The following is a 13,031-nucleotide window of genomic DNA, read 5'->3' as shown; positions in this document are numbered from 1 at the left end:
CGGTCCCGTCGCTCTCCCCCAGGATCGTCGGCGGGGCCGGTCAGGCCTTCTCCAGCAGCTCCAACACGACCCGTTCGGCCTCCTCGCGCGGCGCCTCCGGGTCCACCGGCGCCACCACCCCGTCGTGATAGAGGTCCACCACCCGGGGGTCCACGTAGGACGTCCGGGCCACGGTGGGGGTGTTGCCCAGCAGCTCGGCGACCTCGCGCATCACCGCGACCACCGCCTTGCGCCGAGCGGTCATCGAGCGCCCCGGGCCGACGGTGGCCAACTCGGTCGCGGCGAGCACCGTGGCGTGCCAGGTGCGGAAGTCCTTGGCGGTCATCTCCCCGCCGCTGGCGTCGCGCAGGTAACCATTGACCTCGTCACTGCGCACGTCACGCCACTCCCGGCCGTCCCAGTAGCCGAACAGCCGGTCCGCCCGCCGCCGGCGGCGGCGCAGGTTGGTCAGCACCTGGCACAACTCCGGGTCCTGGATCCGGCGCACCTGCTCGATGCCGCCCTTCGCCGGAAACTCGAAGACCACGCAGCCGCCCCGGGTCCGGGCGTGCTCGGGACGCAGGGTGGACACCCCGAACGTGGGCTCGTCGCCGGCCGCGTACTGGTCGCTGCCGACCCGGAACATCCCCATGTCCAGCAACCGGGCCACCGTGGCCAGCACCCGGTCCCGGCCCAGGCCCCGGCCGCCGAGGTCGCGCCCCACCCGCTCCCGCAGCACCGGCAGCCGCCGGGCCACCTCCAGCATGTGGTCGAACTTCGCCTCGTCCTGCTTCTCCCGCCACAGTGGGTGGTAGAGGTACTGCTTGCGCCCGGCCGCGTCGATGCCGGTCGCCTGGATGTGCCCGTTCGGGTACGGCGAGATCCAGACGTTCTGCCACGCCGGCGGGATGACCAGCTCCCGCAGTCGGGCCAGCTGATCGGGATCGCGGACCGGGGCGCCGCTCGGATCGACGAAGTGCCAGCCCCTACCGCGCCGGCGGCGCCCGTACCCTGGCCGGCCCGGATCACTACGCCGCAATCGCACTGGAGATCCGCACCACCCGTTCCACCTCGTCCACGGCGGCCAGCACCTCGTCGAGCCGCAGGGCCGCCAACGTCGGGTGGCTTCCCACCCCGTCCCACCGGGGCCAATCACCCGCGCCGGCCCAGAGCACGCGGTGCCGGGGACGGTCCGACGGCGGCCCCCAGTGGTCCGGCGGCACGGGCCCGAAGAGCACCACCGAGGCGGTGCCGTACCCGGTGGCCAGGTGCGCCACGCCGGTGTCCCCGCTGACCACCAACCGGGCGTTGGCGACCAGCGCGGCGAGCGCCCCGAGGTCGGTCCGGCCGGCCAGCACGGCGGTCGGCGGCAGGCCGGACGCGGCGGCCACCCGGGCGGCCAGCGCGCGTTCGTCGGCCGAGCCGGTGAGCAGCACCCGGTGCCCCCGGTCGGTGAGCGCCCGGGCCAGCGCGGCGAACCGCTCGGCCGGCCAGCGCTTGGCGGGGATCTTGCCGCCGGGATGCAGCACGGTCGCCCCGGTGGGCTGCCCAGCCGGGCCGGGGCGGCGCAGAGCGAGGTCGGTGCGGTCGGCCGGGATGCCGTACCACGTCAGCAGGCGGCACCACCGGTCCACCTCGTGCTCGTCGGCCCACGGCGGGCCGTCGGCGAAATCGGCGTCCGTGTTGGCGAAGGCGAGCAGGCGTCCGGGGCGGGCCGCGGCGAGCAGCCGGTGCGACTGCGGGCCACGCCCGTGCAGGTTGACCGCGACCTCCGGGGGGGGCGGGCCCGACCAGGCCGGGCCATCCAGCCCGGCGGTGTCCACCAGCCGGTCGACGCCGCCGACCAGGTCGACCAGCGGGGCCAGCCAGGCGGGTGCGGCGAGCGTCAGCTCCCGACCGGGGTACGCGGTCCGCAGCGCCCGCAGCGCGGGCACCGCGGTGACCAGGTCGCCGACGCCGAGGGCGCGCAGGACGAGGATCACGGGTACGAGGTCTCCTGCTCGGCGCAGACCACCATCTCGCGTATGGCGCAGCCGGGCGGCTGGTTGAGCGCGTACATGACGGCGGCGGCGGTGTCGGCGGGATCGTTGAGGTTGGCGTCCGGCCCCGGCTTGTACTGGGGGTCCCGCTCGTCGAAGAACGCGGTGCGCATCCCGCCCGGGATGAGCAGGGTGACGCCGACCTGACCGGCGAGTTCGGCGGCGAGGGCGCGGGTGAAGCCGACCACGCCGAACTTCGCCGCGCAGTACGCGGTGGCGTCGCTGACCGCCTTGACTCCCAGGGTCGAGGCGACGGTGACGATGCGACCCCGGGACTCCTGCAGGAACGGTAGGGCGGCCCGGATCACCGCGGCGGTGGCCAGCAGGTCGACGGCGACGATCCGGTCCCAGGTCTCCCCCGGCACGTCGGCGAGTCGACCCGGCACGTCCATGCCGGCGGCGGTGACCACCGCGTCCAGGCCGCCCGCCTGCTCGGCGAGGTGGTGGGTGGCCACCTCGGCGGCCCGGGTGTCGGCCAGGTCGCACTCGGTCCAGGACACCCCGTCGACCGGCGGCTGGCGGTCCAGCACGAGCGGCCGGCCACCGGAGGAGACCACCGCGGCGACCACCGCCGCGCCGAGGCCGCTGGACCCGCCGGTGACCAGGATGGTGGGCCCGGCGCCGGGCGACGCGGCGCTCATCGGGTCCACTCCCCGCCGCGCGTCACCGGCGACGGGGCTGCGGCGCGGGCCGGCTCCGCCGGGTGGCCGGTCGCGCAGCACGCGCCGGTGGCGTGCCCTCCGCCGGAGCGGGCGATCATGTCGGTGGTGGACCGGCCGTCCAGGTAGGGCACCACCACCGTGTGCCCGCCCCAGCGGCGCAGGACCTCCGCCTCGGGCAGCGTCCCGGCGTCACCGCCGCCGGTGGCGTAGTCCCCGCCCTTGACCCAGATGTCCGGGCGCAGCCAGGACAGCGCCGCGTGCGGGGTCGGCTCGTCGAAGATCATGACCGCGTCAACGCAGCTCAGCGCGGCCAGCAATCGGCCGCGGTCGCCCTCGGACATCACCGGCCGGTCCGGCCCCTTCAACCCGGCCACGCTGGCGTCGGAGTTGAGGCAGACGATCAGGCAGTCGCCGAGCTGCCGGGCGGTCTGGAGGGTGGCCACGTGCCCGGCGTGCAGCAGGTCGAAGCAACCTCCGGTCGCCACCACCGTGCCACCGGCGGCACGTACGTCGGCGAGCAGCGCGGCGACCGCCGCCACGCCCACCCGGTCACCGCCCAGGCCGACCACGCCGGTGGGCACCCATCCGCCGTTCATTCGCGACTGCGGGGCTCGCAACCCCGGCTCACTCCGCCCGCTCACCGGACGAACCGGCGGCGGCAGGACCGCGGCCACTCCCCCGCCCGCCACGTACGCGGACGCCTCGGCGACCGCCGCCTGAACCGCCTCGGAGACCAGCGCGCCCTGGGCCAGCGCGAGACTGGCGGCGGCCGCGAACCGGTCGCCGGCGCCGCAGGTGTCCCCCTCGGCGCTGCCCGCGGTGGGCACCACCAGCGGCGTCGACCCGGCGTGGCAGAGCAGCGCGCCGTCCCCGCCCAGCGTCACCGCGACGGCGCCGGCCCGCCAGCGCCGGCGCAGGCCCTGCGCTCCCCGGGAGGCGGTCGCCAGGCGGGACGCCCCGGGCAGCGCGGGGACCAGCTCGCGCACCTCCGACTCGTTCGGGGTGGCCAGGTGCACGCCGGGCACCGCCGCTGGTCCGCGCGGATGCGGGTCCCACACCACCGGGGCGCGGGTGGCGGCCAGCGCGGCGCGCAGCGCGGGCTGGCGGGCCACCCCCCGGCCGTAGTCGCTGACCAGCACCGCCGACGCCGCGCCGATCACCCGTAGCACCTCGTCGGAGGGCTGGCCCGGTTCGCCGGGTGCGCCACCGCGGTCGTGGCGCAGCAGCACCCGGCCGCGGGCCCGCAGCCGGATCTTCTCCGGGGTCGCGCCGGACAGGGCCAGCGGGTACACCTGCACGCCGGCGGCGGCGAGCAACGCGCTGAGCCGGGCGCCACCGGCGTCGTCGGCGAGCGCGGTCACCAGCACCACCTCGGCGCCCTGCGCGGCGGCGAAGACCGCCGCCAGGCCGGCGCCACCGGGCCGGTCGGTGGCCGCCGTCTCGTCGAGCACGGGCACCGGGGAGTCCGGGCAGAGCCGGTTCACGGCCCCTTCCACGTCCCGGTCGAGCAGGGTGTCCCCGACCACCACCACGGGTCCCCTCACGCTTTCCTCCTCATCCTCACGCGTCGACCTGCTGTCCGGTCCCGCCGTCGAGCACCACCTCGACGCCGGTACGCACCGGCCCGGACGGGAGCCGACCGGCCGGTGCGGGCTCGGCCGGCGCGTGCCGGGTGGAAGCGGCCAGCGCGGCCGGCAACTCCTGCTCGAGGTATTCGCAGAGCAGGTGGCTGGTGACGAGGTGCAGTTCCTGGACGACCTGGGAATCGGCGGACGCGACGGCGAGAGCGTCGGCGCAGGCGTCGGCGAGCGGGTTGGGGGCGGGCCCGGTGAGCGCCCAGGTGGTGAGGCCGCCGTCCCGGGCGGCGTGCGCGGCGGTGAGCAGGTTGGCGCTGGTGCCGCTGGTGCTGAGCAGCAGCAGGATGTCGCCGGGCCGGCCGTGGGCACGGACCTGGCGGGCGTAGACGTCGGCGTAGCCGTAGTCGTTGGCGATGGCGGTCACCGCGCTGGTCTCGGCGTGCAGGGCGATGGCGGACAGCGGCTGACGGTCGTCGTGGAGCTTGCCGACGAGTTCGGCGGTGAGGTGTTGGGCTTCGGCTGCGCTGCCGCCGTTGCCGGCGACCAGCAACCGCCCGCCGGCCGCCAGCCGGTGCGCCAGCTCCGCACCCCAGCGCGCCAGCTGCGACTCGCACCGCCGGTAGGGCACCAGCGCCGCGGCGAGGTTCGTCAGGTGGGTGTCGAGCAGGCTGCCCGCCGGCATCAGGCCACCACCCGGGTCGGCCGGCGCACGGCGGTCACCTCGCCGTAGAGCTCCGCCAGCCGCTCGGCCGTGGCCGCCCACGAGTACCGCGACCGGGCCCGCTCATGCGCGGCGGTGGCGTACCGGAAGCGCCGGATGCGATCGTCGAGCAGCCGCTGGATCGCCGTGGCCAGGGCACGCGGGTCGCGGGCCGGCACGAGATCACCCGTCGTCCCGTCGACCACGGTGTCCCGGATGCCGCCCACGGCGGTGCCGACCACCGGCACCCCGCAGGCCATCGCCTCCAGCGGAGTCAACCCGAACGGCTCGTACCAGGGGGCGGCGACCAGCAGGTCCGCCGAGCGGTACCAGCGGCCCATCTCCTCCCGGGGCACCGCGCCGACCAGGCGTACCCGGTCGGCCACCCCACAAGACTCGGCCAGCGCCCGCAGCCGCCGGGCGTACGGGTCGGTCTCCAGCAGCCCCTCGGGCGGCCCGCCCACCACCACGCACTCGGCGTCCGGCACCAGCGCCATCGCGCGGACCACCGTCTGGAAGCCCTTGCGCTCGACCAACCGGCCCACGGTCAGGATCCGGGGCCGGCCCGGCTCGCGGTCCGCGGTCGGCCCGAGCGGGGCGAACGAGGCGAGGTTGACCCCGGAGGGCACGACGGTCATCCGGGACCGGGGCACCCCCATCCGGACCAGCTCACCGACCTCGTCGCGGCACTGCGCGATGACCCGGTCCACCGAGCGGCCCAACTCCCGCTCGTAGGAGATCCGCCGGGCCGGGCTGGTGTCCTGCACGCCCTGGTAGCGGCGCTTCACGGTGCCCAGCGCGTGGTACGTCTGCACCACCGGAACGCCGGTCTGCCGGCCGGCGTTCAACGCGGCCAGGCCACTCATCCAGAAGTGCGCGTGGATCACCTCGGGCATCCAGTCCCCGCCCCGCCACCGCTCCACCAGCCACCGGCCGAACTCCCGCATGTGTGGCAGCAGCGCGTCCTTGGCCACCGGCTCGGCCGGACCGGCCGGCACGTGCACCACGTCGTACCCGTCCGGGCTGCGGACGGTCACCGGCAGGTCGAGAGCGTCCCGGCGGGTGTAGACCCGCACCTCGTGCCCGGCGTCGGCGAGCGCGGCGGACAGCTCCGCAACGTGCGTGTTCTGGCCGCCGGCGTCCTCCCCTCCGAGGATGGCGAGCGGGCTGGCGTGCTCCGAGATCATCGCGATCCGCATATTTCCTCCTCCAGCAGCCGGTCCCAGTCAGCGAGGAAACGGTCGAGGCCGTACCTGTCACGCGCGGCCGTCCGTGCCGCCGCGCCGGCCTGACGCGCGGCCGCCGGCTCGGCGATGAAATGACGGGCGGCGTCGAGCAGGGTGTCCATCCGGGTGGCGAGAGCCCCCGCCGCCGGGGGCAACGCCGTCACCGCCTCGGTGGTGGCGAGCGCGACGACCGGCATGCCGATCGCCATCGCCTCGATGAGGCTGAGCCCGAGCGAGGTCCACCGGCACAGGTGCAGGTACGCGCGCCGCCGGGCCAGTTCGGCGTGCATCCGGTCCTGGGGCACGTCGTCGTGGCTGGTGAGCCGGTCGGCGGGCAGGCCGAGGTGGTCGGCCAGACCGGCGACGCCCATGCCGAACACGTCCAGCGGTGCGATCTCGGCGAATCGGGGCAGCAGGTCCGTGCCGGTGACCCGGCCCCGCCGGACCGGCTCGTTGATCACCACGGCGAGCCGGTCCAGCTCACCGGTGTACGACACGGCGGGGGCGACGATCCCGTGGTCGACCACCGTGGTGCGGGTGGCGCCGGTGTCCCAGAAGATCTGGTTGAACCCGGTGACGTGGGCGATGAGCAGGTCGTCGCGTCCGGCCATCGGGTGCCGGGTGTTGGGCACGTCGCCCTTGGGCGTGTTGTGTTCAACGTAGATGGCCGGCACGTCCCGGCCGGGGCGGCGGCCCAGCCACTCCTCGGCGAGGTCGACCTCCTCGGGGCGTTGCAGGATCACCAGGTCGACGTCGGTGCCGGGCAGGTCGGCGGGCGCGACCTCGACGGCGCTGTCGGGCCAGGGGTAGGTGCGGGCACGGCCGAGGCCGTAGGGGCCGCGGTCGGGTGTGGTGGGGATCAGGTAGCGGTGGCTGCCGTGCACGAACGACGTGGTCCAGGAGCCGTGCACGTGCCAGAGCAGGACGTTCATCGGCCGTCACCACCGCTGCCGGCCAGCACCCGCACCGCCTCGACCACCTCGGCCGGGTCGATGCCGCTCAGGCAGGGATGACCGGGCACCGGGCAACTGGCCGCCCGGGTGTCCCGGCAGGGCGCGCCGGCGTCGCCGAGCCGGACGGTGGGCACCCGGTAGGGCGCCCACTGCCCGAAAGGGACGGTCGGCGCGAAGAGACTCACCACCGGCACCCCGGCCGCGGCGGCCAGGTGCGCCGGCCCGGTGTTGCCGACCACCACCGCGCCGGCGTCGGCGACGATCGCGGCCAACCCGGGCAGGTCCGTCCGGCCACCCAGGTCGGTGCCGCCGGCCGCCGCGACCCGGGCCGTGACGTCACGCTCGTCGGGGCCGCCGGTGACCAGCACCCGGTGCCCGGCGGCGGTCAGCGCCTCGGCGATCCGGGCCGCCAGTTCGGGCGGGCAGGCCCGGCTCGACGCGTCCGAGCCGGGATGCAGCACCACGTAGCCGGGGTCACCGATGTCGGCCGGGCGGGGCGGCAGGGCGTCCTGCCGCAGCCGGAGCACGGGTTCGTCGCCGACGGGCAGCCGGTGGCCGGCGGCGGCGGCGAGGGAGAGGGCACGTTCCGGCTCGGGGACGCCGACGGGTACCCGGTGGCGGACGTCGAGCAGGGCACCCGGGTAGTCGTCGCTGATCGCGGCGATCCGGCGGATCCCCGCCATCCGCAGCAGCAGCGCCAGCGGCAGGGCGGACTGGTGGAACGAGGTGAACACCACCGCCTCGTCCGCGCCGACCGCGGCGAGGCGCGCGGTCAGGGTCCGCATGGCGTCCGGGTCGACCGGCGCCGGAGTGGGGTCGATCCACGGCAGCGGATGCTCGATGATCTCGTCGACGCCGGGCAGCAGGTCGGCGGCGGCGCGTCCGCGTGGCCCGCAGAGCAGCACCACCCGCTGCGCGCCGGCCGCGACGGCGCGGACCGCCGGCCCGGTGACCAGCATGTCCCCGGCCGAGTCCGACCGCACCACCAGCGTTGTTCCCACCCGCTCGCCGGTCGGACCCGGCACGGCGTGCACCGCCTGCTGGCGGCGCAGGATCTCGTCCACCGTCGCCGGTAGATCGCTGGCCAGCCACCCGGCGGCGGCGATCTCCTCCGGTCGGGTCATCGGGGTGGGCACCAGCACCCCCGCCGCCCCCGCCGCCATCGCGGCGGCCACGTCCCGGCCGATGTCGCCCACCAGCACGCAGCGCGACGCGCTCGTGCCGAGCTCCCGTGCGGCGGCGTGCACCAGGCCGGGGGCGGGCTTTCGGCAGTCACACCCGTCCGTGTCGTCGTGCGGGCAGACCAGCCACGCGTCGAAGCGCCCTAGCAGCTCCTCGATCCGGGCGTGCACCGCCCGCATCTGCTCCTCGCTGAAGTACCCCCGGGCCAGGCCGGACTGGTTCGTCACCACCGCCAGCCGCAGCCCGGCGGCCCGCAGCCGGTCCAGCGCGGCTCGCGCCCCCGGCACCGGCCGCACCTTCTCCGGGTCACCGTTGTACGGCACGTCCTCGATCAGGGTGCCGTCCCGGTCCAGCAGCACCGCGTCGTACAGGACGGGGCGGGTGCCCTTGACAGGCCCCGAACCGGCCCGGCCAGCACCGGCGTACACCCGGGCTGACCTGCGCTGATCCGGATCCTCCTGGTCCTGTCGCACAGGCGGCGGGTTCCCTGCGCCCCGAGGAGTAAACGTGGCGTCGGCGCGGTGGGCCAGCGCCGCCGGCGGCGCCCCGCGTCGGCCTTACCCGCCGCCCCGGAGAAGCTAACCCGCTGGCCCGTTAGCCGCCGTGCCGTCGGGGTATGGGAGTCCAGTGGCGATTGTGGAGAAAGTGATCGACGCTTCCCCGCAGCAGGTGTTCGACGTGCTGGCCGACGGGTGGACGTACAGCGACTGGGTGGTCGGCACCGCGCACGTCCGGGACGTGGACGAGGCCTGGCCCCGGGTGGGCAGTCAGCTGCACCACCGGGCCGGGCCGTGGCCGTTCTCGTTGCAGGACGCCTCGACCGTGCTGGTCTGCGAGCCACCGCACCGGCTGGTGCTCCGGGCCGGTCTCTGGCCGGCCGGCGAGGCGATCGTGGCCTTCACCCTGGAACCGGTCGGCGAGGGCGCCACCCGGGTCCGCATCGGGGAGGACTTCGCCGCCGGTCCGCTGCGCTGGGTCCGCACCAAGATAAATGATCTCGTGCTGCACCTGCGTAACCGGGAGACGCTGAACCGGCTCGCCGACATCGCCACCCGGCAGAAGGGTGCGCCGTGACGCAGACCGTGGTGGTGACCGGCGCGAGCGCCGGCGTCGGCCGGGCGGTCGCACACGCGTACGCGGCCCGGGGCGCCCGGCTGGCGCTGTTGGCCCGGGGCGAGGCGGGCCTGGCCGCCGCCGAGCGGGAGTGCCGGCGGTGTGGCGCCACCGACGTACGCGTGTACCGGGTCGACGTCGCCGACGCGGGTGCGGTGCAGCAGGCCGGCGACGACGTGGTGCACCGGTGGGGCCGCATCGACGTGTGGATCAACAACGCGATGGTGTCGGTGTTCGCGCCGGCGTGGGAGATCCCGGCACGCGAGTTCCGCCGGGTCACCGAGGTCACCTACCTGGGCACGGTGCACGGCACCCTGGCGGCGCTGCGGCACATGCGCGCGCACGGCCGCGGCGCGATCGTGCAGGTGGGCTCGGCGCTGGCCTACCGGGGGATTCCGCTGCAGTCGGCGTACTGCGCGAGCAAGCACGCCATCCAGGGTTTCAACGACTCGCTGCGGGCCGAGCTGCTGCACGACTGCCCGGGGGTGAAGCTGTCGATGGTGCAGCTGCCCGCGGTGAACACGCCGCAGTTCTCCTGGGTGCGCACCCGGCTGCCCCGCCATCCGCAGCCGGTGCCGCCGATCTTCGCGCCGGAGGTGGCCGCGCGGGCCATCGTCTGGGCCGCCGACCATGGCACCCGGGAGCTGAACGTGGGCGGCCCGACCTGGCGTGCCCGACTGGGCGACATCCTGATCCCCGGCCTGCTGGACCGCAAGCTGGCCCGGGACGGGTACGACAGCCAGCAGACCGGCGCGGAGATCGACCGGGCCACCTGGCGGGACAATCTCGACCACCCCTGCGACGCGGACCGGGACCGGGGCGCGGCGGGCGTCTTCACCGACCGGGCGCGCAGTCGCTCGGCGGCGCTCTGGGTCGGCACCCACAAGCCGGCGCTGTCCGGTGTCGCGCTCGCCGGCGTGGCGCTGGCCCTCGCCGCCGCCGCTCGGCGCCCGCGCTGACCTGCGCCTCCGCACCAGCGGGGCAGGGCTCGCACGCGGCGGAGGGGCACCGTCCGCAACGCCCGGAAGGGGAGTCTTTTCAACCCGGATGTGGCAACTGGCTACCCTCTCAGGTAGCCCTGTCCGCAAACCGAGGATGTCCGACATGATCGAGCCCGTGCAGCTGCCGTCGCCGTGGCGGGACGCGCGCCTGACCGTCGTGGTGCCCACCTACAACGAGGCGGGCAACCTCCCGGCGCTGGTCGAGCGGCTGCTCGCACTGCCGCTGCCGGGGCTGCGCATCCTCGTTGCCGACGACAACTCCCCCGACGGCACGGGCGAGGTGGCCGACAAGTTGGCCATCGAGCACCCGGACCGGATCGAGGTGGTGCACCGGGCCGGCAAGGAGGGCCTGGGCCGGGCCTACGTGGACGGGATGAGCCGGGCGCTCGACAGCGGCGCCGAGTACGTGGCGCAGATGGACGCCGACCTGTCCCACCCGCCGGCGGCGCTGCCGGGGATGCTGGGCGCGCTGCTCTCCACCCAGGCCGGCGTGGTGATCGGTTCCCGGTACGTGCCCGGTGGCGAGCTGGACGAGAACTGGCCGCTGTACCGCCGGGCGCTGAGCGGTTGGGCGAACCTCTACGTGCACACGCTGCTGCGGGTGCGGATCCGGGACCTGACCGCCGGCTTCAAGATCTGGCGGGCGGACGCGCTGCGGGACATCGGCCTGGACCGGGTGCAGTCCAACGGCTACAGCTTCCAGGTGGAGATGCACTACCTGGCCACCAAGCTGGGGCACACGATCCTGGAGGTGCCGATCCGCTTCGAGGAGCGGCGCGACGGGGAGTCCAAGATGACCACCGCCACCAAGATCGAGAGTGCGCTGATGCCGTTCCGCCTGCGCAGCAAGCACCGCAACATCACCAGCTGACCCGTCCCTCGGCACGCCCCGTTGGGGCGGGCCGGCCGGGGCGCGGCGGATCAGTCGGGGTAGACGGCGCGGTGTGCGGTGGCGATGGCGGCGGCGTACGCGCGACCGGTGAGCGCGCGGTCGCGCGCGAGCGCCGCGCGGGCCGCGTTCGCGCCGGGTGCGCCGTGCACCCCGCCGCCGGGATGCGCCGACGCGCTGGCCAGGAAGAGCCGGTCCACCGGGGTGTCCGCCCGGCCCAGGCCGGGGATCGGGCGCAGGAACAGCTGCTGGTACGCGGCCGCGGTGCCACCGCCGAGCGTGCCGCCGACCAGGCTCGGATTGCCCTTCTCCAGGTCGGCCGGACCGGCCACGTGCCGGCCGACGATGAGCTGCCGGAAACCCGGTGCGGCCGCCTCCAGCACGTCCTCCATCCGCTGGACGTGCCCGGCGACGTCCTCGGCCCGCCAGTGCCGGCGGAACGGCAGGTGCGTGTACGACCAGAGCGACTCGGTGCCCGGCGGGGAGTGGCTCGGGTCGGCCACCGACATCTGCCCGAGCAGCAGGAACGGGTCGCGCGGCAGCTCGCCGCGGGCCAGCTCACCGGAGTAGCGGGTGAGCCCGTCCAGGTCCGCGCCGAGGTGCACGGTGCCGGCGCCGGTCACCTCCCGGTTCGTCCACGGCAGCGGCGCGGAGAGCGCCCAGTCGACCTTCAGCGTCGAGCCGTCCCACCGGAAGTGCGCCAGGTCCTCCACCAGCCGCGTCGGCAGCGCCGCCGCGCCGACCAGGTCGAGGTAGAGCGCCGGCGCCGGCACGTCGGCGAGCACCGCCCGCCGGGCCCGCCAGAGCGTGCCGCCGTCCGTGCGCACCCCCATCGCCCGGCCCCGGGCGGTGAGCACCCGGTCGACCCGGGCGCCGTAGACGATCCGGCCGCCGCGCTCCTGGAGCCGGGCCACCAGCGCGTTGGTGATCTGCTGCGCGCCGCCGTCGGGCACCGGCCAGCCGACCTGCTGACCGAGCATGGCCAGCAGCCAGCCGTACACCCCGGAGCCGGCCTCCTCCGGGGACAGGTCGGTGTGCAGGGCGCAGCCGGCCAGCAGCGCCTGCCCGCCGTCCCCGGCGAAGAGTTCGTCGCCGAGCTTGCGGACCGGCACCACCAGCCGCCGGGCCAGTCGCAGCGCTCCGGCGACCCGCATCCGCCGCAGCAGAGCCAGCCCGCCCCGCAGCGGTGGGAACGGCGTGGTGATCGTCGTCAGCATCGGCTCGGCCACCTCGAGCCAGTCGGTGTACGCGTTCAGCCAGCGCTTGCCGTCACCGGGGGCGAACCGCTCCAGCGAGGCGGCGGTGACGTCCGGGTCCCGGTTGATCACCGCGGCGCGGCCGTCCGGCAGCAGGTGCGCCAGCACGTCCGGCGAGTGCCGCCAGGACAGCCCGTACCGGTCCAGGTCGAGGCCCGCCAGCACGGGCGAGGCGTACCCGAGGGGGTAGAAGGAGCTGTAGAGGTCGCTGAGGTAGCCGGGCGCGGTCACCTCGGCGGAGCGGACCGCGCCGCCGGGCACGGCGGTCGCCTCCAGCACCACCACGTCCCAACCGGCGTCCGCCAGCAGGTTGGCCGCTACCAGGCCGTTGTGGCCGGCGCCGACGACGACGGCGTCCGCGCTCTCCGCGCCGGTGGTAGTCATCCGATCCGCCTACCCGGCGCACAACCGGGCGAAACGCGTTTGCCTCGCCGGGGCCGGGGCATCCAGCGTC

At 75.5% G+C, this 13,031-nt stretch carries 12 protein-coding genes; 3 read left to right on the top strand and 9 right to left on the bottom strand.

Going from position 1 to position 13,031, the window contains the following annotated elements; all coding sequences use genetic code 11:
• Positions 1–40: 40 nt before the first annotated feature.
• Genes BUS84_RS34185 through BUS84_RS34150 form a run of 8 tightly spaced genes read right to left on the bottom strand, consistent with a single transcriptional unit; the run spans position 41 to position 8,791 of the window.
• The gene (locus BUS84_RS34185) at positions 41–1,024 is read right to left on the bottom strand and encodes a DNA topoisomerase IB (protein ID WP_074318468.1); all 984 of its coding nucleotides are present in this window, start codon (positions 1,022–1,024) and stop codon (positions 41–43) included.
• A complete protein-coding gene (locus BUS84_RS34180; protein WP_074318467.1) occupies positions 1,008–1,961 on the bottom strand; it encodes a glycosyltransferase family 9 protein in 954 nt (317 codons plus the stop codon). The genes BUS84_RS34185 and BUS84_RS34180 overlap by 17 nt, the downstream gene beginning before the upstream one ends.
• Positions 1,958–2,659, bottom strand: coding sequence for an SDR family oxidoreductase (locus BUS84_RS34175; protein WP_074319330.1), 702 nt, complete (start codon positions 2,657–2,659; stop codon positions 1,958–1,960). The genes BUS84_RS34180 and BUS84_RS34175 overlap by 4 nt, the downstream gene beginning before the upstream one ends.
• The gene (locus BUS84_RS34170; protein ID WP_425293514.1) at positions 2,656–4,209 is read right to left on the bottom strand and encodes a PfkB family carbohydrate kinase; all 1,554 of its coding nucleotides are present in this window, start codon (positions 4,207–4,209) and stop codon (positions 2,656–2,658) included. The genes BUS84_RS34175 and BUS84_RS34170 overlap by 4 nt, the downstream gene beginning before the upstream one ends.
• Before the next feature lie 31 nt (positions 4,210–4,240).
• Positions 4,241–4,942 (bottom strand): D-sedoheptulose-7-phosphate isomerase, encoded by a 702-nt coding sequence (locus BUS84_RS34165; protein WP_074319331.1) that lies wholly within the window; start codon positions 4,940–4,942, stop codon positions 4,241–4,243.
• Complete coding sequence (locus BUS84_RS34160; RefSeq protein ID WP_074318465.1) at positions 4,939–6,156, bottom strand: glycosyltransferase; 1,218 nt, start codon at positions 6,154–6,156, stop codon at positions 4,939–4,941. Before BUS84_RS34160 ends, BUS84_RS34165 begins: the two co-directional genes overlap by 4 nt.
• A complete protein-coding gene (locus tag BUS84_RS34155) occupies positions 6,141–7,115 on the bottom strand; it encodes a glycosyltransferase (protein WP_074318464.1) in 975 nt (324 codons plus the stop codon). The genes BUS84_RS34160 and BUS84_RS34155 overlap by 16 nt, the downstream gene beginning before the upstream one ends.
• A complete protein-coding gene (locus BUS84_RS34150; protein ID WP_074318463.1) occupies positions 7,112–8,791 on the bottom strand; it encodes an HAD-IIIA family hydrolase in 1,680 nt (559 codons plus the stop codon). Before BUS84_RS34150 ends, BUS84_RS34155 begins: the two co-directional genes overlap by 4 nt.
• Positions 8,792–8,963: 172 nt before the next feature.
• Between BUS84_RS34150 and BUS84_RS34145 the strand changes: the two genes are divergently transcribed.
• From BUS84_RS34145 to BUS84_RS34135, 3 genes are all read left to right on the top strand, one after another.
• Positions 8,964–9,392, top strand: coding sequence for an SRPBCC family protein (locus BUS84_RS34145; protein WP_342199272.1), 429 nt, complete (start codon positions 8,964–8,966; stop codon positions 9,390–9,392).
• A complete protein-coding gene (locus tag BUS84_RS34140) occupies positions 9,389–10,390 on the top strand; it encodes an SDR family oxidoreductase (protein WP_074318461.1) in 1,002 nt (333 codons plus the stop codon). Before BUS84_RS34145 ends, BUS84_RS34140 begins: the two co-directional genes overlap by 4 nt.
• Positions 10,391–10,535: 145 nt before the next feature.
• The gene (locus BUS84_RS34135) at positions 10,536–11,303 is read left to right on the top strand and encodes a polyprenol monophosphomannose synthase (RefSeq protein WP_074319329.1); all 768 of its coding nucleotides are present in this window, start codon (positions 10,536–10,538) and stop codon (positions 11,301–11,303) included.
• Positions 11,304–11,353: 50 nt separating this feature from the next.
• Here BUS84_RS34135 and BUS84_RS34130 read toward each other — a convergent pair whose 3' ends face one another.
• Positions 11,354–12,961, bottom strand: a complete 1,608-nt coding sequence (locus BUS84_RS34130) for a phytoene desaturase family protein (RefSeq protein ID WP_074318460.1) — start codon at positions 12,959–12,961, stop codon at positions 11,354–11,356.
• Positions 12,962–13,031 lie beyond the last annotated feature (70 nt).

Origin of the sequence: Micromonospora cremea, from assembly GCF_900143515.1 — a bacterium.
Taxonomy (GTDB): Bacteria; Actinomycetota; Actinomycetes; order Mycobacteriales; family Micromonosporaceae; genus Micromonospora; species Micromonospora cremea.
Note: the sequence above shows the minus strand (reverse complement) of the source record. Positions and strands in the feature narration are given on the sequence as shown.

What these genes read in the sequence shown, in the direction of transcription:
- BUS84_RS34175 (WP_074319330.1), bottom strand. Translation starts at nt 2,659, where the DNA reads ATGAGCGCCGCGTCGCCCGGCGCCGGGCCCACCATCCTGGTCACCGGC.
- BUS84_RS34160 (WP_074318465.1), bottom strand. Translation starts at nt 6,156, where the DNA reads ATGCGGATCGCGATGATCTCGGAGCACGCCAGCCCGCTCGCCATCCTC.
- BUS84_RS34155 (WP_074318464.1), bottom strand. Translation starts at nt 7,115, where the DNA reads ATGAACGTCCTGCTCTGGCACGTGCACGGCTCCTGGACCACGTCGTTC.
- BUS84_RS34135 (WP_074319329.1), top strand. Translation starts at nt 10,536, where the DNA reads ATGATCGAGCCCGTGCAGCTGCCGTCGCCGTGGCGGGACGCGCGCCTG.
- BUS84_RS34130 (WP_074318460.1), bottom strand. Translation starts at nt 12,961, where the DNA reads ATGACTACCACCGGCGCGGAGAGCGCGGACGCCGTCGTCGTCGGCGCC.